We start from the raw sequence: 20,335 nt of genomic DNA, 5'->3' as shown, positions 1-20,335 counted from the left end.
CTTTAAAATAAAGGCTTTTTGCTTTGTACTGAAGGCGGGACTTGAACCCGCACGACCAAAACGGTCATTGGATTTTAAGTCCAACGTGTCTACCAATTCCACCACTTCAGCATCTTGGTATATTTTAAGAAAGTATCAGAGCGAAAGACGGGATTTGAACCCGCGACCCTCACCTTGGCAAGGTGATGCTCTACCCCTGAGCTACTTTCGCAGTCTTTTAAATGAACGAGCAATATTGCTATTGCGGATGCAAATTTAAAATATATTTACTAATTCCAAAGCCTTTTTTAAAAAATAATTTAAAAAATTTACACTTACTTCTTTTTCAACAACATACGTTTGATCTCATTTAGCTTCATTAAGGCTTCTACTGGAGTTAATGTGTCAATATCGGTTTCTAAAATTTCTTCTTTAATATTTTCCAGCAATGGATCGTCTAAATTAAAAAAGCTTAATTGCATTTCATCTTGCATAGATTTCACCTTATCTGTTAACTCTTCACTAGAATGACTCTTTTCTAATTTCTTTAGAATTTTATTTGCTCTATGTAGTACTTGTTGTGGCATTCCTGCCATTTTTGCAACATGTATTCCAAAACTGTGCTCACTACCACCTTCTACTAATTTACGTAAGAATAATACATTATCTTTAAGTTCTTTAACCGAAACATTAAAGTTTTTAATACGATTAAATGTTTCTGACATTTCATTTAACTCGTGATAATGCGTTGCAAAAAGGGTTTTAGGTTTTGCTGGATGTTCATGTAAATATTCGCTAATTGCCCAAGCTATTGAAATACCATCGTAAGTACTTGTACCGCGACCAATTTCGTCTAACAATACTAAACTTCTATTTGAAATATTGTTAAGAATAGACGCTGTTTCATTCATTTCTACCATAAACGTAGATTCTCCCATAGAAATATTATCACTCGCGCCAACACGTGTAAAAATCTTGTCTACAACACCAATTCTAGCTTCTTTTGCTGGCACAAAACTTCCTATTTGTGCTAGTAAAACAATTAAGGCAGTTTGACGTAATATTGCCGATTTACCAGACATATTTGGTCCAGTAATCATAATAATTTGTTGCGTTTCTCTGTCTAAAAATACTGAATTTGCAATATACAATTCGTCTATTGGTAGTTGTTTTTCTATTACTGGATGACGACCATCTTCAATCTGTAAATCAAAAGAATCATCCAATTGCGGATACACATAATTATTTTGTGTTGCCAATTGCGCAAAACCACATAAACAGTCTAATTGCCCAATTAAAAAGGCATTTTGTTGCACTGGTTTGATGTATTGATTCATCCATTGCACTAAATCTGCAAACAACTTCTGTTCAATTGCAAGAATACGCTCTTCTGCTCCTAAAATTTTAGCCTCGTATTCTTTTAATTCTTCAGTAATATAACGCTCTGCACTTACTAAAGTTTGCTTACGTATCCATTCTTCTGGCACTTTATCTTTATGCGTATTTCGTACTTCAATATAGTAACCAAAAACGTTGTTAGATGCTATTTTTAATGAAGTAATACCTGTACGTTCACTCTCTCGCTCTAACATCTTGTCCAAATAATCTTTTCCTGAAGTTGATAGTTCTCTAAGTTCATCTAATTCAGAAGAAAATCCGTTTGCAATTGTATTTCCTTTTAAAACATTAACCGGCGCGTCTTCGTTTAAAGTTTCTTTAATTTTTTCGCGTAGCACATTGCAACTTTGTAAATTATCACCGATAATCTTTAAAGATTCGTTATCACAATTGGTTGCCAATGTTTTTATTGGCACTATTGCTTCAAGTGAGTTTTTTAGCTGAATAACCTCACGAGGACTTACCTTTTGTGTAGCAATTTTAGAAATTAAACGCTCTAAATCGCCTATGTTTTTTATATAATTTTGAATTTTATGTAAAACCGTATCATTGTCTTTTAAATAAGAAACTACCTCATGACGTTGCTTAATTTTATCTGCATGTTTTAACGGTAATGCTAACCAACGTTTAAGCATACGTCCGCCCATAGCTGATATGGTTTTATCTATTACATTTAAAAGTGTAACTGCATTATTGTTTGTAGAGTTATACAGCTCTAAGTTTCTAATAGTAAACTTATCCATCCAGACATAATCATCTTCGGCAATTCTAGAAATTGAAGTAATATGCTCTAGCTTATGATGTTGTGTTTCGGCTAAATAATGTAAGATAGAACCTGCTGCAATAACACCTTCTTTTAAGTCTTCTACACCAAAACCTTTTAATGATTTTGTATCAAAATGTTTTAGCAAAGTTTCATTAGCAAAATCGGGTTGATATACCCAATCTTCTAAATTAAAGGTATGAAAATCGTTACCAAAAGCTTCTGCAAACTTATTTCGTTTTGGTTTAGAAACTAAGACTTCACTCGGACTAAAATTTTGAAGTAACTTATCTATATATTCTGCATTACCTTGCGCGGTTAAAAACTCTCCCGTAGAGATGTCTAAGAATGAAATTCCTATGGATAATTTTCCAAAATACACCGAACATAAAAAATTGTTAGTTTTAGATTGTAGCACTTCATCATTTAAAGCCACACCAGGAGTTACCAACTCGGTCACACCACGTTTTACAATGGTTTTTGTTTGTTTAGGATCTTCTAACTGATCACAAATTGCAACACGCTCGCCAGCCTTTACCAACTTTGGCAAATAGGTATTTAAGGAGTGATGCGGAAAACCTGCTAATTCGGTTTCGCTATCACTTCCTGCGCCTCTTTTGGTTAAAATAATACCCAAAATTTCGGCAGCTTTAACAGCATCTTCACCAAAAGTTTCATAAAAATCACCAACTCTAAACAGTAATAAAGCATCAGGATATTTCGCTTTTATAGCGTTATACTGCTTCATTAAAGGTGTTACTTTTTTGGATTTCGTTTTTGCTGCCAAAGGGATTATTTTTTGATTTTGGTTTGATTGCGAATTTAATTAATTTACTAGTTGCTATAAAATGATGTTTAAATTATTATTTAATTAACTAAGTAAGTATATCGTTTTTACTAAATTTGTGAGATAATCCAATAATTTATTACGATGAAAAAAATAATATTGTTAAGTTTCGCTATAATCGGAATGTTAACATGTAGCGTTGCTCAAACAGCAGAAAAAACAGAAACTGCTAAAGAAGCAACCAATGAAAAAGGCGCAAAAATTGAATTTGAATCTGAAACAATAGACTATGGTACTATTGAAAATGGCGCTGACGGAAACAGAGAATTTAAATTTACAAATACAGGAGATGCTCCTCTAGTAATTACTAACGCTAAAGGATCTTGTGGTTGTACAGTGCCAACTTGGCCAAGAACACCAATTGCACCAGGAGAATCTGATGTTATTAAAGTACGTTACGCAACTAATAGAACTGGTGGTTTTTCTAAAACAGTTACATTAACTACAAATGCTGTAAACTCGCCTTCTGTTAGATTAAGAATTAAAGGTACTGTTAAGCCAAAAGTTGAAGAGGCTAAAGAAACAGAAACTAAAGAAGAGGTACACTAAACCTTATTTAAATACTTTTTATTAAAACTTCCTTTGAAAAAAGGGAGTTTTTTTTTGAATATTTGCATTATGAGAAAACTAAAAAACAGCGAGCTAGACCGACTAAGTGTTGAAGATTTTAAACACTCTAAAAAAACACCTATTATTATTGTGTTAGACAACATTAGAAGTTTAAATAATATTGGTAGTGTATTTAGAACAAGTGATGCGTTTTTAGTTGAAAAAATTTATCTCTGCGGAATTACAGCTACGCCACCACACAAAGACATACATAAAACTGCATTGGGCAGTACAGACACTGTTGATTGGGAATATGTAGAAAACACTGTTGAGTTAGTTGAAAAACTTAAAGCCGAAAATTGCAAAGTTTTAAGTATTGAGCAAGCCGAAAATGCGGTTATGTTAGACCAGTTTACACCAGAAGTAAACACTAAATACGCATTAGTTTTTGGCAACGAAGTAAAAGGTGTCTCTCAAAAAGTAGTTAATGCTAGCGATAATGTTATTGAAATACCGCAATTTGGCACCAAACACTCTTTAAATATTAGCGTAAGTTGTGGCGTTGTAGTTTGGGATGTATTTAGTAAGTTGAAAGGTTTGAATGTTGAAAATTAAAGGTTTTCGACAACCTAACTTCTACTTAATAGGAATCCAAATTTCTTCCTTATTTACAGCTTGATTTGGGTTATAATCTGGACCAAGTCTTTCAAAATGTGGTCTGTTATCTATGTCAAATTCTGAATTTGGTAGCCAATTAAAATGAAGGTCTTGCCAAAACCCTACAAACGCTTCTATAGTTCCTTCAAAATTTATGACTAAATATTTGCCAGCATATATGGTTAAAGTTTCCATTTGGCCTGGTACAGATTGTAAGTTATTTACCTCTACACCAATCCATTTTTGAAACGTTTGATTGGGATTAAATTCTGAAATATTAAAATTTGAGTAATCATGAAGTGACAATTTAAAGTTGTCTTTTCTATGTATTACTTCACCAACTCTAGGCATAAATTGTCTTGCTAACTGACCAGTTATTTGATTAGTATTTAAAAAATTAGCAGTTGCACTTAAACCTACAATTAAAATTTTATCGGTCTTGACTATCTTGTACTCCATTATTTATTTCGTTTAAAAGCCATAAATAGTCTGCTCTATTTTTCACAAAATCTTTATCTGAAATATCAATAATTTTTACATTAAAATCTGACTGACTTTTTAAGAAATCTAAATAACCTGCATTAATTTTTTCTAAATAATCGTCTGCTATTTCGCTTTCGTATTTTCTACCTCTTTTTTTGATGTTAGCCTGTAAACGCTCAGTATTTTGATATAAATACACATATAAATCTGGCTTAGCAATATCTTTATACATCAAATAAAATAACTTTCGGTATAATTTAAACTCGTCTGGTTGCAGCGTAATTTTTGAGAAAATTAAAGATTTAAAGACATCGTAATCGCTAACAATAAAATCTTTAAACAAATCTAGCTGACTTAAATCGTCACTAATTTGCTGGTAGCGATCTGCTAAAAAAGACATCTCTAAAGTAAATGCGTAACGATTAGGTTCTTTATAAAACTTAGGCAAAAACGGATTGTCTGCAAAACGCTCTAAAATTAATTTTGCATTAAAATCTGACGCAATTTGTGTTGATAAACTTGTCTTACCAGCACCAATATTACCTTCAATAGCTATATAGTTATTTTTAGATAATTTATACTGCTTAATTGGGTTTTTTAGCCAGATATTATAAGGTTCTAAAGCGGTTTGATCTTCGCAAGCTTCATAAAGTTCTTCAACTGTTTTTTCTAAAACAGGATGTTCTGTTTTAGCTGCAATTAGTTTTAAGGGTTCTAAAACAAATTTACGTTTATGAGCTTCTGGATGAGGAATTACCAAGTTACTTTCATCTAAAATTTCATCTTCAAAAAAAATGATATCTAGATCGATTTCTCTAGACTCGTAACCTTCACTTTTTTTAGGTGTTCTACCTAATTTCACTTCAATGTCTTGAAGTATTTTAAGTACTTTTTTAGGTGTTAGTTTTGTATTTACAGCTATACATGTATTTAAAAAATCGTCGCCTTCAAAGCCCATTGCTTGACTTTGATAGACTTTTGAAATACTAATTATTGTGCCAATTTTTTCAAAAATAGCATCTACTGCAAGTTGTAAATTTTTAAACTTATCTCCTTTATTACTACCTAATGCTATGTATATGGTTTTAGAATCCTTCATAAATCTTTGGCAAAATAACTAAAAGAAATTCACTTAGTCCTTATCTTTACACAAACTGTTAATAAGTTTTTATGACCTTAAAAGACAAACTAGCTGCTCAAAAAATCTACCTTTTTTTAGGTGCCTTATTTATAACCTCTTTGGTGGTTTCTAATCTGATTTTTCAGAAATTTTTTTATTGGCATCCTTTTGATATTGAAATTTTTGGCGCTAAGTTATTTGAGATTTCTGTTGGTATTCTTCCTTACCCGATTACCTTTTTAATTACCGATTTAATTAGTGAAATTTATGGTAAAAAACGCGCAAACCAAATTGTAATTGCTGGTATTTTTGCTTCAATTTTTTCTTTATTAATTGTTTACACTGCAAATCATGTTCCTGCTACAAGTTGGTCGCCTGTTGGCGATTCGCTTTTTACCACAGTATTTGGTAATACCATTATTGCCGTTTTTGCCAGTATGATGGCATATTTACTAGCGCAACTGGTAGACATTCAGATTTATCACTTTTGGAAACGATTAACCAACGGAAAAATGCTTTGGTTACGTAATAATTGTTCAACTTTTTTATCTCAGTTTGTAGATACCTTTTCAGTGTTATTTTTACTGTGTTCTTTTGGTGAAATTGGTTGGGATAAATTTGCTGGTTTACTAATTAGCGGATTTATTTTTAAGGTATTAATCGCTATTTTAGACACACCATTTTTGTACTTAGGTGTATATCTTTTTAGAAAGCGATTTAAGCTTAAAGTTAATGAAGAGATAAATCTGCTTTAAAAATGCTAAACTTATATTAAATCTAAGCTTATCAAGATCTTTTTACCTAATTTAATACGTAAATTCGTATGAAAATTCAACTTAAAAAGTTCTCATGAAGAAAAAGCTTAAAATTATCGGAATTTCATTTTTAATTCTACTATTACTTTTAATAGCTAGTCCGTTTATTTTTCAAAATCAAATAAAGGATTTGGTTAAAAACTTCATTAATAACAATGTTAATGCAAAGGTTGAATTTAATGATGTAGACTTAAGTTTTATTAGAAGTTTTCCGCAAGCTAATGTGACTTTAGACAACTTAGTTATCACCAATTTTGAGCCTTTTAAAAATGATACCTTAGCCAGTGTAAAGCAGTTATCCTTAGATATGTCTGTTAAAGAACTTTTTAAGACCGCTAGCGAAGATCCAATTATAATAAACAGTATAAATGTTGATGAGGCCTTAATTAATTTAAAAACAAACAAAGACGGACAAGTAAATTGGGATATTGCAAAAGAAAACACCAACAACACATCATCAGACACTTCAAATAATGATGGTTTTGCGTTTGATATTGAAAATTACAGCATAAATAATAGTGCTTTTAATTATACAGATGAAAGCGCTAATACACTAATAAAAGTTACCAACATCAACCACACAGGTAACGGAATTTTTTCTGGAGACACTTCCCAATTAGACACAAAAACAGAAGCTAACGTAACTTTCAGCATTGATAGCACAGAATATTTAAGTAATAATCTAATCAAACTTGATGCTTTAATAGATTTAGACATACCTAATCAAACTTACACATTTAAAGATAATGAAGGTTTTGTAAATGATTTACCGTTGCAATTTAAAGGTTATGTAAAACAACTTGAAGACGGACAAGAGATTGATATTTCTTTTGAAAATCCTGGTTCTTCATTTAAAGAGTTTTTAGCAGTCATCCCTGAAACTTATGCTAAAAACTTAGATAACGTAAATACAACAGGAAATTTTAAAGTAAACGGAATTATTAAAGGAAAAGTAACTGAAGAAACCATACCTACTTTAGATATTAATATTCTTTCTGACAATGCGTCTTTTAAATTTGCAGATCTACCAAAACGTGTAGAAAACATCAATATTAACGCACAAATAAAAAACGAAACTGGTTTAGTAGACGATACTTACGTTAACTTAAATGCGCTTAATTTTAAAATAGACCAAGATGTTTTTAAAAGTTCGGCTACTATAAAAAATCTAACGACTAACATGCTAGTAAACGCTAATATTGATGGTGTTTTAAATTTAGCTAATATCACAAAAGCGTACCCAATTGAACTTGAGAATGAATTAAAAGGTATTTTAAAAGCTAAATTAAATACCAGTTTTGATATGAATGCTATCGAAACTAATGCATACGAACGCATTAAAAACAACGGTATGGTTAGCGTTAGCGGATTTGAGTTTTCTTCAGCAGATATAGTAAACCCAATTAATATAAGTAGCGCAGAAGTAAATTTTAATCCAGGCACTATAAAACTTGATAAGTTTAATGCAACAACAGGTCAATCTGATTTAAACGCAACTGGTACAATAAATAATTTACTTGGTTTTTTATTAAGCAATAAAAAGCTAAAAGGAAATTTTAATGTCAACTCAAACAAATTTTTAGTTAGCGACTTTATGATAGAAGGCGGTAGCGAAGCACCAGTAAACCAAAGTACAGAACCAGATACCGCACTAAAAATACCAGAATTTTTAGATTGTAACGTAACAGCAAATGCAACCACTGTAGTTTATGATAATCTTACTTTAAAAGATGTAAAAGGAAGCTTAAACATTGCAGATGGCAAAGCCAAATTAAACAACATGACGTCAAGTATTTTTGATGGTAATTTAACGCTTAATGGCTTGGTTGACACCACAAAAGAGCAATCTACATTTAACATGCAACTTGGCGCTTCCAACTTTAATATTTCAGAATCATTTAATGGTTTAGATATGTTACAAGCCTTAGCACCAATTGCCAAAGCTTTAGAAGGAAAATTAAATAGTTCTATTGATATTTCTGGTACTTTAGGGCAAGATTTTACACCAATTTTAAATACAATTTCTGGTGACGCTTTCGCGGAATTATTAACCGGAGAATTTAAACCTAAAAACGAACAGTTAATTGCAACTCTTGAAAATAAATTAAGCTTTTTAGATTTTAGTAAACTTGATTTAAAGGATCTAACCGCTAAACTTTCTTTTAACAATGGTCAAGTTAACGTGCAACCATTTGAATTAAAATATAAGGATATAAAAATGACTGTTGGCGGATCACATTCTTTCAGCAACACCATGAATTACCAAGTGGTTGTTGATGTACCTGCAAAGTATTTAGGAAGCGATGTAAACGCACTAATAAACAAAATTAATGATCCAGCGGTAAACAATATTACAATACCTGTAACCGCTTCTATTTCTGGTAACACTACAAAACCACAAGTGTCTACAGACTTAACTAGTGGCGTAAAAACATTAACACAGCAGTTAGTTGAAATTCAAAAACAAAAATTAATCAATAACGGAAAAGACAAACTAAACGACGCTATTGGTGATATTTTAAACGGAAATAATAAAAACAACGACAGTACATCAACCACTACTAACAATCCTGTAAAAGATGTTATCGGCGGACTTCTAGGCGGAAATAAACCCAAAGATTCAACAAAAACAGATACAGTTAAAACAAAAAATAATGTAAAAGATGTGTTAGGCGGTATTTTTGGAAAAAAGAAGAAATCTGATTAATTTTTTTAAAAACTTCACAACAAAACACATAAAAAAGTGTTAAATATTAGGAATTGTCGAATATTCTGTTAGATTGAGAATGTTAAACTTTAAACTACACTGAATGCGACAATTAAAAATCACGAAACAAGTTACCAACCGCGAATCTAAATCACTTGACAAATACCTACAAGACATAAGTAAACTTCCAATGGTTACTGCTGAAGAAGAAGTAGAATTAGCCAAAAAAATCAGAGAAGGATGTCAAGAGTCTTTAGATAAATTAACTACCGCTAACTTACGTTTTGTTGTTTCTGTTGCCAAACAATACCAAAATCAAGGTTTAAAACTTCCAGATTTAATCAATGAAGGAAATGCAGGTTTAGTAAAAGCTGCAAAACGTTTTGACGAAACTAGAGGTTTTAAATTTATTTCTTACGCTGTTTGGTGGATTAGACAAGCCATTCTTTCTGCATTAGCAGAGCAATCAAGAATAGTTAGATTACCACTTAACAAAATTGGAAGCATCAATAAAATAAGAAAAGTAACCTCTCACTTAGAGCAAGCTAATCAAAGACCACCAAGTGCAGAAGAAATTGCTAAAGAGTTAGACTTAACCATTAGCGATGTTAAACAATCCATGCGTATCTCTAGCAGACACGTATCTATGGATGCACCTTTAAAAGAAGGTGAAGATTATAGCCTTTATGATTTAGTAAAATCAGGAGAATCTCCAAACCCTGATAATCATTTAATGCATGAGTCTTTAAATATTGAAATTGAACGCGCTTTAGAAACATTAACACCTCGTGAAAGTGATGTGATTAGATTAAATTTTGGTTTAGGCAATCAACCAGCAATGACTTTAGATGAAATTGGAAGAACATTTGATCTAACAAGAGAACGTGTAAGACAAATTAGAGAAAAAGGTATTAGACGATTACGTCAAACCTCAAAAAGCAAGATATTAAAGACCTATTTAGGTTAAAATTTAAAATTAAATCAATAATAATTTGAATTATCCTAATATTTAAGGGATATTCGCAAAAGATATAAAACTCAGATATGTTAAGAATTGAAATTAAAGAAGGCGAAAACATAGAACGCGCCTTAAAACGTTACAAACGTAAACACAGAAACATTAAAGTAATGCAAAACTTAAGAGACAAGCAATACTTTACAAAACCTTCTGTTACTAGAAGAAAACAAATCCAAAAAGCAGCTTACATCCAAGGGTTAAGAGACGCTGAGGAAGTATAGAATTGAAAATATATAATTAAAAAGCCAAGTTTAACACTTGGCTTTTTTTATTTTAAAAGTCTTTTTGATTTACTTCAAATTCATTATTTAAAAGCTGAGACATCACTTTTGGATTTGAATTGATGTAAAACTTCAAATCTGGCTTTATGTTAGACAAATTAAGTAAGTTTAGTTGTTTTAAAACAGCTTTAGTCTGTCTTGCAACTGCTTCACCAGAATCAATTATTTTAATATGATTTGGAAGCATTTTTAAAAGCTGTGGTATAAGATATGGGTAATGTGTACAACCTAATACTAAATAATCGATATTAGCCTTTAGCATTGGCTTTAAATAAATTTCTAAAAGCGCTTTCATCTCTTCAGAATTTATTTTACCACTTTCTATTAACTGTACTATACCTTCGCCTTCTTGTTCAACTACTTCAATTCCGTTAGAATAAAGTTGAGATGTATTATAAAATAATTCACTGCTTAAAGTTCCTTTTGTTGCTAAAATTCCAATTGCTTTTGTCTGTGTTTGTAAAGCTGCAGGTTTTATTGCTGGCTCTATACCAATAAATGGCACATCATATTTTTGTCTTAGGTGTTTAATAGCATTAGTAGTAGCTGTATTGCAGGCTACAACAATAATTTTAGAGTTGTGATTAAGTAAATACTCTGTGTTTTTTTCTGATAATGCAATAATCACATCTTTACCTTTTGGTCCATACGGTGCGTTGGCACTATCTGCTAAATAAATAGTGTTTTCAAATGGCAACAAGGCGTGTATTTCTTTCCAAATAGAAGTACCGCCAACACCAGAATCAAAAATACCAATAGGTTGTTTACTCATAAGTTATTACATAAAAAAAGCTGCCTAAATTTAGACAGCTTTATTGTATTTTAAAAGGGATTTTAATTAAAATCCTAATTCTTTTTGAACGTCTTTTAATAAATCTTTTCCTTCTGCCATAATTACACCAGATCCTTGAGAAGAATCTAACACGTAATCAAACCCTTGTGCTTTTGCTACTTTTAAGATAGCTTCTTTAGCTTTTTTAGTGATTGGCTCTAAAAGATCTAATTCTTTTTGTTGTAATTGTTGTTGTGCATTAGCTTGAAACTGTCTAATGTTTTGTTGCATACCTGCTAACTCTTCACCTCTTTTTTGGTTATCTTCATTAGTCTTTGTAGCTGCTTCAGCTTCGTATTGCTTAGCTTTAGTTTTATACTCATTCATCATTTCTTGGATATCTGTTTCAAACGTCTTACCCATTTGTTCCATCTCTGCTTGAGCTGTTTTCATCTCTGGCATAGAAGTAACAAGCTCTCCAACATTAATATGCGCTACTTTTGATTGTGCATTAGTAAAACTAGTTGCTCCAATAAATAATGCTGCAGCGAATAAAAGTGATTTAATTTGTTTCATTTTAAATAGTATTTGTGTTATAAATTATTAGTGTTTGTCTTAGAACTGCTTTATTTTAAATATTTAGCTTCATTCTAATATTGTTAATCCTCTTTCTCGTCTTCGTTATTTTTATCTCCATCAAAAGATGGGTTTTCTTCGTTTTGCGCTTCTTGTCTGGCTTTTAATTTTTCTTCTCTGGCTTTTTCTCTTTCTTCTATAATTTTTTGCCTTCTTTCTTGCGCTGCTTTTTTCTTAGCTTCTCTTTCTTCTAAGATTTCTTGTCTTCGTTTTTCTGCTGCTGCTTCTCTTGCTGCTCTTTTATCGTCTAGTTCTTTTTGTCTCGCTTCTTGTGTGTCATTTATATCTTCTACAACTTCTTCTTCTTTAGCCTCTTTACGCTCTTGTCTGTTTGTTGCTTGTTTACGTTTTGATGCTCTTGTAATTGTTCTAATTACTAAATCACTTATATCAAAGCGTTCTGCTGAATATAGCATTACAACGTCTGCCGATTTATCAAAAACAAAATCATATTTTTTTGTTTCTGCTATGTCTTGTACTGCTTGAAAAATTTGATCTTGAACAGGCTGCATTAATTGCTTTTTCTGTATCATTAAATCACCACTAGGACCAAAGCGCTTTTGTTGATAGTCTAATATTTCTTTTTCTTCAAAAAATATATCCTCTTCACGCTCTTCTATTAACTCTTTGGTTAATAAAGCTTTTTCGTTATTAAGCGCTTCACGTTTTTGTTTAACAGTATTTAATCTACCTTCAATTTCAGTTTTCCATTTTTGCACTTTAGACTCTAACTGCTTAGTTGCTTCAGTATATTCTGGAACGTTTTCTAAAATATATTCAGTATCTATATAACCTATTCTTACGCCACGTTGCGCATTTGCTTGAAACGACACGCTTAATATGAACAATACTAAAAGAACTTTAAATTTCATATTGGATTTATTTTATTTTTTTGGTTTAAACTTAAACACCAAATCATTAGTTTTTAAGCTACTATTTTCAAAATAACGAATTTTAATTATAAAAATTTTAATTCTTTTATTAAATCCTCATTTTGTTAATAGAAAATATCGTGCCAAAAATAAAAAAATTAGTAAACTAACAAGTGCATTTACCTATTTTATTGGGCTTTAGCATAGTTTTTTAAAATTGTTGTCCGATAATAAAGTGTGTTTCCCAACCGTGTTTTGAAGTTTCTCCTGGTTGTGGATCAAACCCGTGACCAAAGTCTATACCTAATAATCCAAATGCAGGCATAAATATTCTTACACCAAACCCTGCTGATCTTTTTAAGTTAAAAGGATCGTACTCTCTAAAATCATTATAAGAATTACCCGCTTCTAAGAAAGTTAATGCATAAATTTTAGCCGATTGTTTTAAAGTAATAGGATAGCGTAATTCTAATGAAAACTTATTATAAATAGATCCACCATCTTGACTTGAAAGCGCTTGATTTTGATATCCTCTTAATGCAACTGCCTCTCTACCATCTAAACTGTAATTACCTAATCCATCACCTCCAACAAAGAATCTTTCAAAAGGAATTACTCCTCTATCTTGGTTATAAGCTCCTAAGAAACCAAACTCTACACTAGGACGTAAAACTAGTTTATCTACTAATTTAGTGTACCAATCTCCTTTAAATTTAACTTTATAAAACTCCAACCACTTAAAACGCTCTTGGTCAATTTGACTAACTCTATCTGAAGCTGTATTTCTTTCAGTTGTAGTACTGTTTGGATCGTTTAATATGCTTATATTTTCATCTCTTTCTTCCTTTAAAGCTTCATAATCAACATTATTAAACATTGAATATGGCACAGACATTTTAGCTGTCACAGAAAAGTTAGATCCACCCATTGGGAAAATAGGGTCGTTAAACGTATTGTTTCGAGTTAATCCAATTGTGTAGGATAAGTTGTTTGAATAACCATCACCAAACGTAAAGAGTCCTGTGTTGTAATTTTTTAAATTATAATGTTGGAAACTAATCGCTTGAGATAATGTAAAATAATCATCTGGAACTGATAAACGCTTAGCTAAACCAAATGTAATACCAGTAATATTAAAACGTCTGTCTTTATCTGCATTTCTAGTTACAGGATTATATAAAAATTGTTTTGTTTGTGATAAAGAAGTAGAAAACTGCACTGGTTTTTTACCTCCTAACCAAGGTTCTGAAAACTGGAAACTATAGGTTTGGAAAAATCTACTTGCTTGTAATCTTAATGCTAAACGTTGTCCATCTCCCATTGGGATTGGTTTATATGCTTCCTTTTTGAAAATATCTTTTAAAGAGAAATTATTAAAAGACAAACCTAATGTCCCAATAAATCCACCACCACCGTAACCTCCTTGAAGCTCGATTTGGCTAGAACCAGATTCTACAACAGAATATTCCATATCTACTGTTCCTTCTTCTGGATTTACATTTTTAAAGTTAGGTGTTAATTGTTCTGCATCAAAAAATCCTAGTTGACTTAACTCTCGTATTGTTCTAACAACATTTTCTTTACTATACAATTCTCCTGGACGTGTTCTTATTTCTCTATAAATAACATGATCGTTAGTTTTATTATTACCAACAACAGTTACTTTATTAAAATAAGCTGGTTTACCTTCGCTTATTCTAATTTCCATATCAATAACATTACCGTCTGCATTAACCTCAACTGGATTTATTGTTGAAAATAAATATCCGTTATTTTGATAAAGGTTTGTAAGATCATCTGCATCTGGTCTAGAATCGTCAGCTATTCTTTTTTGTAATTCTACACCATTATAAGTATCTCCTTTTTCAAGTCTCAACTTTCTTCTTAAAAAGTCATCAGAATATACTGTGTTACCTATAAAGGTGATATCACCAAAAGTATATTTTTCTCCTTCTTCAACTTTAATATTAAGTGAAACTGTTTTTTCTCCGTTGTAAACCAATGTATCAGAAATGATACGCGCATCTCTATATCCTATTTCTTTATACTTGTTTACTAAAGACGTTAAATCTTCTTTGTAATCTGCTTCTATATATTTTGAACGTTTTAAAATACGAATCGGGTTTTTCTGCTTCGTATTTTTCATAGCTTTTCTTAGCTTCTTATCAGAAAGCACTTCGTTTCCTTCAAAGTTAATTTTCTTAACCTTTACTTTTTCTCCTTTATCAATAGCCACAAACATGTTTACTTGCGGTTTGATTAGAGAGTCATTTACAACTTCGGTTGTGTTAACTTTTACATCTGCATTTAAAAATCCATCTTTTCTGTATTTACTTTCAAGATAGTTTCTTGTTGTTGTCACAAGGTTTTCTGTAACTTTTGTTCCTTTGTCTAGCTTATTTTCTTTTATTACTGTTTCTTTTTTACCCTTTTTAATACCAGTAATAGTTACTTCATTTAACTCTGGAAGATCTGACAATCTGATTTCTAAAAATGCGTCATTACCTTCTGTGTTTACAAGATAAACTTCGATATCACTAAATAAGTTAGAGTTCCATAGCTTTTTTATAGCGTTACTTATTTGCTCACCTGGTATTTGAATCTCGGTATCTTTTCTTAAACCTGAATAAGTGATTATGGTTTGCTCACTAAAGGTTGTGTTTCCTTTTACAGTGATACCGGCAAGGTTATATTTTTTACCGTCTTCGTAGTCTAGTTCTTGTGCATTACCTATTGCAGACATGGCAAATATGAAGGTAATTAAAACGTATTGTAATGCTGTTTTCAATGGTAATTGTTTAGCTAATTTGTTCACTTGTTTTCCCAAATCGTCGTTCTCTTTTTTGATATTCTATAATAGCCTCACTTAAGTGTTGCTCTGTAAAGTCTGGCCAAAGTACTGGTGTAAAATACAACTCTGCATAGGCTATTTGCCATAACAAAAAGTTACTTATACGTTGCTCTCCACTAGTACGTATAAGCAAGTCTACATCTGGTAAATTGTGCGTGTAAAGATGCTTATTTATAACTGACTGGTCAATACTTTCTTCAGAAATTATATTATTTTTAACTTTATTACTGATTTCTTTAACAGCTGTAACTAACTCTTCTCTAGAGCCATAACTAAGTGCTAAAGTCAGATTCATATGTGTGTTTTTACTAGTTAACTCAATAACTTCGTGTAATTCTTTGTACACTTTTTTTGGCAATAGTGACAAATTACCTATTGCGTTTAATTTTATATTATTATCTAAAAGTGTGTTAATTTCTTTTTTTAATGAAGACACTAAAAGTTTCATTAACGTGTCTACTTCTAGCTTTGGTCTATTCCAGTTTTCAGTAGAAAATGCATAAAGTGTCAAATTTTCTATACCTAGCTTTGCGCAAGACTCTACTGTTGTTCTAACTGCTTTAGTTCCATTTTCATGACCTATAGCACGAAGCATTCCTTTTTGTTTTGCCCAACGACCATTTCCATCCATTATAATAGCTAGATGTTTTGGTAAATAGTCTTTATTTATTTTATCAATACTCACTTAAAATGCGCAATAACAAGGGTTTCTTCCAAAGGTATAGGTTAAGGTTACACCTGTAAACGTATACCAATCATTATTATTTAAATTTCCAAAGCTTCTACTTTGAAGCTCTTCTGCATCGGGTACACTTCCATCAATTTCATCTGAAAATGTATAGCGTGCACCAATTTCAAAAGCTAACACAAAATGTTGTGCAATTGCTGCTTTATAACCAACTACCATTGGTATACCATATGCAAAACTCTCGGTTCCTTCTGGTTCTAATTGACCTGAATTAGCCAAGAAAAAATTATCGTGTTTTGTTACGGTAACACCTGTATATAAATATGGTGTTGATACAAAACCACCTTTATGAAGATTAAAATCTAAAAAAGTAAACTCCATTCCGGCAGATAATTCTATAATTTGACTATTAAACTCTAACCCTCTAATTTGACGACTTGGGTCATCAGAGTTTTTATCAATTCCTTCTAATTCACTAAACAGTAATGAAATTCTATACGAATGTCTCGGACTTCTATTCCATTTATAAATACCACCTATAGTTAGGTTTTTTGGCGCAATATAATCTGTTGCACCAACATCTCCTATAAAGTTAGAACCGCCTAAATACAAGCCAATTTCGTGTATTTGAGCAGCGCTAAATTGTATACTAAATAGTGTTATTATGATTACTGTTAATTGCCTCATAAATCTTCAAAGTTTGCAAATATAATAAATAAGATTAGCCTATAACAATTCTATTGAAATAGTTACTCATTTAAACAGATTTAGGCAAAAAATATTGTTTAATTACGCTTATCTTCTCCCCAAAGTAATTTTTTGCGAAGCGTATCTAGAAACGTTTCATTATGAAGTGAAATCATTTTAACAGAAAATGGGGCTTTTTTTATAGTGATTTCTGTTTTATTAGACAGAGTTGCAATACGCGAGTCTAGAGATACTAAGTGTTTTTTCTCTCTACCATCTACTTTAAGTTTTATTGTAATTGAGTCTTCTATAACTAAAGGTCTTGCACTTAAATTATGTGGCGCAATTGGTGTTAATACAAAACTTGCTGCTTTGGGTGTAATTACTGGTCCGCCGCAACTTAAAGAATACCCTGTAGATCCTGTTGGTGTAGAGATTATTAAACCATCACTCCAATAAGACGTAAGATATTCTCCATTTAACTCGGTTTCAACCGTTATCATAGATGTTGTATTTTTTCGGCTAACTGCTATTTCGTTTAAGGCGAAATTGCACGACTCGATTTCTTTATTAGGTTCAGAAACTGAAATACTTAATAATGTTCGTTCTGAAATATTATAGTCTTTTTCTATGATAGATTTTATAGCGTCTTCAATTTCGTCATGTTGAATGGTTGCTAAAAAACCCAACCTACCGGTATTGATTCCTACCATTGGTATATCTAAATCTCTTACTAACGTCACAGCGCGTAAAATTGTACCGTCACCACCAATGCTTATTAAAAAATCGTAAGAACTATCTAAACTAGAAAAAGTGTTTAATGTCTTTTTTATTTTGGATGAAATGTTTTTAAAAAAGGTTTCTTCAATAAAAACATCAAAATTCTCTTTCTCTAAAACCTCTAGTAATACTTCTAAAGATGCTAAAGGTTTTTTCTTTTGAAATTGACTGTAAATAGCAACCTTCATCTTAAATATCTAGATATTTTTTTAAATAATCCGATCGTTCTTTCAAGCCTTCTAAATAGGTATCTTCTTCATGACCAGACACTATGTTATAACTATATCTTCTAAAGGTTTGCATAACATCATTTAAACTGGTATTACCAATTTTTAAGGTTATTTGAGCCACATCATTTTCAATTTTTGAAATAAAAGCACCTAATAATTTTCCATTATTACTTTCTACAATCTGACTAATTTCGCTAAATGAATAATCCTGAATACCTTTTTCTACAATTAAAACTCCTCCGTTTGCCGAGAAAAATGGAGTTTCATTAAACAATCCAATGACATCATTAAGCTCATAATACCCTAAGTATTTATTATTTTTATTTAAAACAGGCATTATGTTAGTGTGGTTTTGAGCAAAAGCCTCTAAAACATCTAACCAGTTAGTTTCTTCTCTTACAAAAAAACCTTCTACAGAATACGCTATATCGCTTATCACTTCAGAGCCTTTAAAACAATGTGCATCATTTTCAGAAACACAACCTATATATACATCATTTTGATCCTTAATTGGTATATGCGAGAAGGTTAACTGATTAAACAGCAATTGCAAATCGCTTATTTTATCAGCACTTGATAAAGGTTTAATATCGTTTAAAATGTATTCTGAAAGATTCATTTAGTTTAACTTTTTGTTTATGCAAATTAATTAAATTTTAGCATAAAAAGCCTTTAAGAGTTCGTATTTTTGTGTTAAAATAAACTTTAAGTTAATGACAAAATTAAGCGTTAATATTAATAAAATTGCTACTTTACGTAATTCTCGTGGTGGCGATGTACCAAATGTTGTTGAATTTGCAAAAGACGCACAACGTTTTGGTGCAGAAGGAATCACTATCCATCCCAGACCTGACGAAAGACATATTAGATATCAAGATGCTCACGATTTAAAACCTGTTGTTTATACAGAATATAATATAGAAGGTAATCCAATACCAAAATTTATAGATTTAGTATTAGCAACAAAACCTACACAAGTTACTTTAGTACCTGATAGCATAGACGCAATTACTAGTAATGCTGGTTGGGACACTATTAAACACAAAGACTTTTTAGTTGAAGTTATAAAAGAATTTAAAACTAACGGAATTAGAACATCCATTTTTGTTGATCCTGTTTTAAAACAAATTGAAGGCGCTAAAGAAACCGGAACTGATAGAATTGAATTATACACCGAAACTTTTGCACACCAATACAGCTTAGGCAACAAAGATGCTGTAATACCTTATGCAGATTGTGCAAAATTAGCAGATAGTTTAGATTTAGGTGTTAATGCTGGTCATGATTTATCATTAGATAATATAGAATTTTTCAAACAAAGCATTCCTAATTTATTAGAAGTATCTATTGGTCATGCTTTAATTGCAGAAAGCCTATACTTAGGTGTAGAAAATGTAATAAACATGTATAAAAACAAACTAAAATAAATGATTTTATATTCACAAATACTTGGTCAAGGCAAACCATTTGTTATTCTTCATGGTTTTTTAGGTATGAGTGACAACTGGAAAACTTTAGGAAATCAATTTGCAGAACATTACGAAGTTCATTTAATAGACCAACGTAATCACGGTAGAAGTTTTCATGATTCAGACCATCATTATGAAGTATTATCAGAAGATTTAAAACACTATTTTAAACATCATAACATTGAAGACGCTATTGTTTTAGGGCATTCTATGGGCGGAAAAACAGCTATGTTTTTTGCCTGTAAATATCCAGAATTAGTAAATCATTTAATTGTTGCAGATATTTCACCTAGATTTTATCCTGTTCATCACGATACTATTTTAGCTGGCTTAAACAGTTTTGATTTTGATCAAATTAAAAGTCGTGGTGCAGCAGATAAACAATTAGCTAAGTTTATCCCGCAAGTTGGCGTTAGACAATTTTTACTTAAAAATTTATATTGGATAGAAAAAGGAAAACTTGCCTTTAGAATGAATCTTGAAGCATTAACTGAAAATGTTAGTGAGATTGGCGAAGCTCTTCCACTTAATTTTAAATTTGATAAAAACACATTATTCTTAAAAGGTGATAAAAGCGAATATATTGGCTCACAAGACGAAGCTATTATAAAAAGACAATTCCCAAAAGCAGAGATTAAAACAATTACCAACGCTGGACATTGGCTACATGCAGAAAACCCAGAAGAATTCTACGAAGCTGTAATTAATTTTGTAAATTAGAATAACTCTTAAC

General features: G+C 31.2%; 19 protein-coding genes and 2 tRNA genes. 8 read left to right on the top strand and 13 right to left on the bottom strand.

The features are described 5' to 3' along the window. Window positions 1–26: 26 nt before the first annotated feature. The 3 genes from WA327_RS01435 to mutS all read right to left on the bottom strand — a co-directional run bounded on the left by WA327_RS01435 (window position 27) and on the right by mutS (window position 2,888). A tRNA-Leu gene (locus WA327_RS01435) sits at window positions 27–111 on the bottom strand. A 28-nt stretch (window positions 112–139) separates the two neighbouring features. After that, a tRNA-Gly gene (locus tag WA327_RS01430) sits at window positions 140–211 on the bottom strand. A 103-nt stretch (window positions 212–314) separates the two neighbouring features. Further along, complete coding sequence (gene mutS, locus WA327_RS01425) at window positions 315–2,888, bottom strand: DNA mismatch repair protein MutS (protein WP_336065675.1); 2,574 nt, start codon at window positions 2,886–2,888, stop codon at window positions 315–317. Window positions 2,889–3,071: 183 nt separating this feature from the next. Between mutS and WA327_RS01420 the strand changes: the two genes are divergently transcribed. Beyond that, window positions 3,072–3,536, top strand: coding sequence for a DUF1573 domain-containing protein (locus tag WA327_RS01420; RefSeq protein WP_336065611.1), 465 nt, complete (start codon window positions 3,072–3,074; stop codon window positions 3,534–3,536). Between the two features lie 69 nt (window positions 3,537–3,605). Continuing rightward, window positions 3,606–4,151, top strand: a complete 546-nt coding sequence (locus WA327_RS01415; protein ID WP_336065610.1) for an RNA methyltransferase — start codon at window positions 3,606–3,608, stop codon at window positions 4,149–4,151. Window positions 4,152–4,172: 21 nt separating this feature from the next. Here WA327_RS01415 and WA327_RS01410 read toward each other — a convergent pair whose 3' ends face one another. Together WA327_RS01410 and folK are read right to left on the bottom strand one after the other, a co-directional pair. Then, on the bottom strand, window positions 4,173–4,652 hold the full coding sequence (locus WA327_RS01410) for a GyrI-like domain-containing protein (RefSeq protein WP_336065608.1): 480 nt from the start codon (window positions 4,650–4,652) through the stop codon (window positions 4,173–4,175). Beyond that, window positions 4,624–5,775, bottom strand: a complete 1,152-nt coding sequence (gene folK / locus WA327_RS01405) for a 2-amino-4-hydroxy-6-hydroxymethyldihydropteridine diphosphokinase (RefSeq protein WP_336065606.1) — start codon at window positions 5,773–5,775, stop codon at window positions 4,624–4,626. Before folK ends, WA327_RS01410 begins: the two co-directional genes overlap by 29 nt. A 71-nt stretch (window positions 5,776–5,846) precedes the next feature. Between folK and WA327_RS01400 the strand changes: the two genes are divergently transcribed. The 4 genes from WA327_RS01400 (at window position 5,847) to rpsU (ending at window position 10,557) form a co-directional block, all read left to right on the top strand. Beyond that, on the top strand, window positions 5,847–6,551 hold the full coding sequence (locus WA327_RS01400) for a queuosine precursor transporter (protein ID WP_336065603.1): 705 nt from the start codon (window positions 5,847–5,849) through the stop codon (window positions 6,549–6,551). Window positions 6,552–6,645: 94 nt separating this feature from the next. Beyond that, entirely contained in the window at window positions 6,646–9,318 is a 2,673-nt protein-coding gene (locus WA327_RS01395) for an AsmA-like C-terminal region-containing protein (protein ID WP_336065600.1), read from the top strand. Window positions 9,319–9,421: 103 nt separating this feature from the next. Continuing rightward, on the top strand, window positions 9,422–10,285 hold the full coding sequence (locus tag WA327_RS01390; RefSeq protein ID WP_336065597.1) for an RNA polymerase sigma factor RpoD/SigA: 864 nt from the start codon (window positions 9,422–9,424) through the stop codon (window positions 10,283–10,285). Window positions 10,286–10,362: 77 nt separating this feature from the next. Continuing rightward, a complete protein-coding gene (rpsU, locus tag WA327_RS01385; protein WP_336065594.1) occupies window positions 10,363–10,557 on the top strand; it encodes a 30S ribosomal protein S21 in 195 nt (64 codons plus the stop codon). A 52-nt stretch (window positions 10,558–10,609) separates the two neighbouring features. On the opposite strand, the gene murI is transcribed toward rpsU, so the two are convergent. The 8 genes from murI to WA327_RS01345 form a co-directional block, all read right to left on the bottom strand. Continuing rightward, window positions 10,610–11,389, bottom strand: coding sequence for a glutamate racemase (gene murI, locus WA327_RS01380; RefSeq protein WP_336065591.1), 780 nt, complete (start codon window positions 11,387–11,389; stop codon window positions 10,610–10,612). 66 nt (window positions 11,390–11,455) lie between these two features. Continuing rightward, complete coding sequence (locus WA327_RS01375; protein ID WP_336065588.1) at window positions 11,456–11,965, bottom strand: OmpH family outer membrane protein; 510 nt, start codon at window positions 11,963–11,965, stop codon at window positions 11,456–11,458. Between the two features lie 83 nt (window positions 11,966–12,048). Next, window positions 12,049–12,897, bottom strand: coding sequence for an OmpH family outer membrane protein (locus WA327_RS01370; protein WP_336065586.1), 849 nt, complete (start codon window positions 12,895–12,897; stop codon window positions 12,049–12,051). A gap of 211 nt (window positions 12,898–13,108) precedes the next feature. Next, window positions 13,109–15,724, bottom strand: coding sequence for an outer membrane protein assembly factor (locus WA327_RS01365; RefSeq protein WP_407942423.1), 2,616 nt, complete (start codon window positions 15,722–15,724; stop codon window positions 13,109–13,111). Next, window positions 15,696–16,379: an isoprenyl transferase gene (locus tag WA327_RS01360; RefSeq protein ID WP_336065669.1), complete on the bottom strand. Its 684-nt coding sequence runs from the start codon at window positions 16,377–16,379 to the stop codon at window positions 15,696–15,698. The genes WA327_RS01365 and WA327_RS01360 overlap by 29 nt, the downstream gene beginning before the upstream one ends. A 54-nt stretch (window positions 16,380–16,433) precedes the next feature. After that, window positions 16,434–17,123: a DUF6089 family protein gene (locus WA327_RS01355; RefSeq protein ID WP_336065584.1), complete on the bottom strand. Its 690-nt coding sequence runs from the start codon at window positions 17,121–17,123 to the stop codon at window positions 16,434–16,436. 98 nt (window positions 17,124–17,221) lie between these two features. Beyond that, window positions 17,222–18,091: an NAD kinase gene (locus WA327_RS01350; RefSeq protein WP_336065582.1), complete on the bottom strand. Its 870-nt coding sequence runs from the start codon at window positions 18,089–18,091 to the stop codon at window positions 17,222–17,224. A 1-nt stretch (window position 18,092) separates the two neighbouring features. Continuing rightward, complete coding sequence (locus WA327_RS01345; RefSeq protein ID WP_336065580.1) at window positions 18,093–18,752, bottom strand: CBS domain-containing protein; 660 nt, start codon at window positions 18,750–18,752, stop codon at window positions 18,093–18,095. A gap of 94 nt (window positions 18,753–18,846) precedes the next feature. On the opposite strand from WA327_RS01345, the gene WA327_RS01340 reads away from it, so the two are divergent. Next, on the top strand, window positions 18,847–19,560 hold the full coding sequence (locus WA327_RS01340) for a pyridoxine 5'-phosphate synthase (protein ID WP_336065577.1): 714 nt from the start codon (window positions 18,847–18,849) through the stop codon (window positions 19,558–19,560). Continuing rightward, a complete protein-coding gene (locus WA327_RS01335) occupies window positions 19,561–20,322 on the top strand; it encodes an alpha/beta fold hydrolase (protein ID WP_336065575.1) in 762 nt (253 codons plus the stop codon). Window positions 20,323–20,335 lie beyond the last annotated feature (13 nt).

The sequence above is a fragment of the Mesoflavibacter sp. CH_XMU1404-2 genome, from assembly GCF_037029465.1.
Taxonomy (GTDB): Bacteria; Bacteroidota; Bacteroidia; order Flavobacteriales; family Flavobacteriaceae; genus Mesoflavibacter.
Note: the sequence above shows the minus strand (reverse complement) of the source record. Positions and strands in the feature narration are given on the sequence as shown.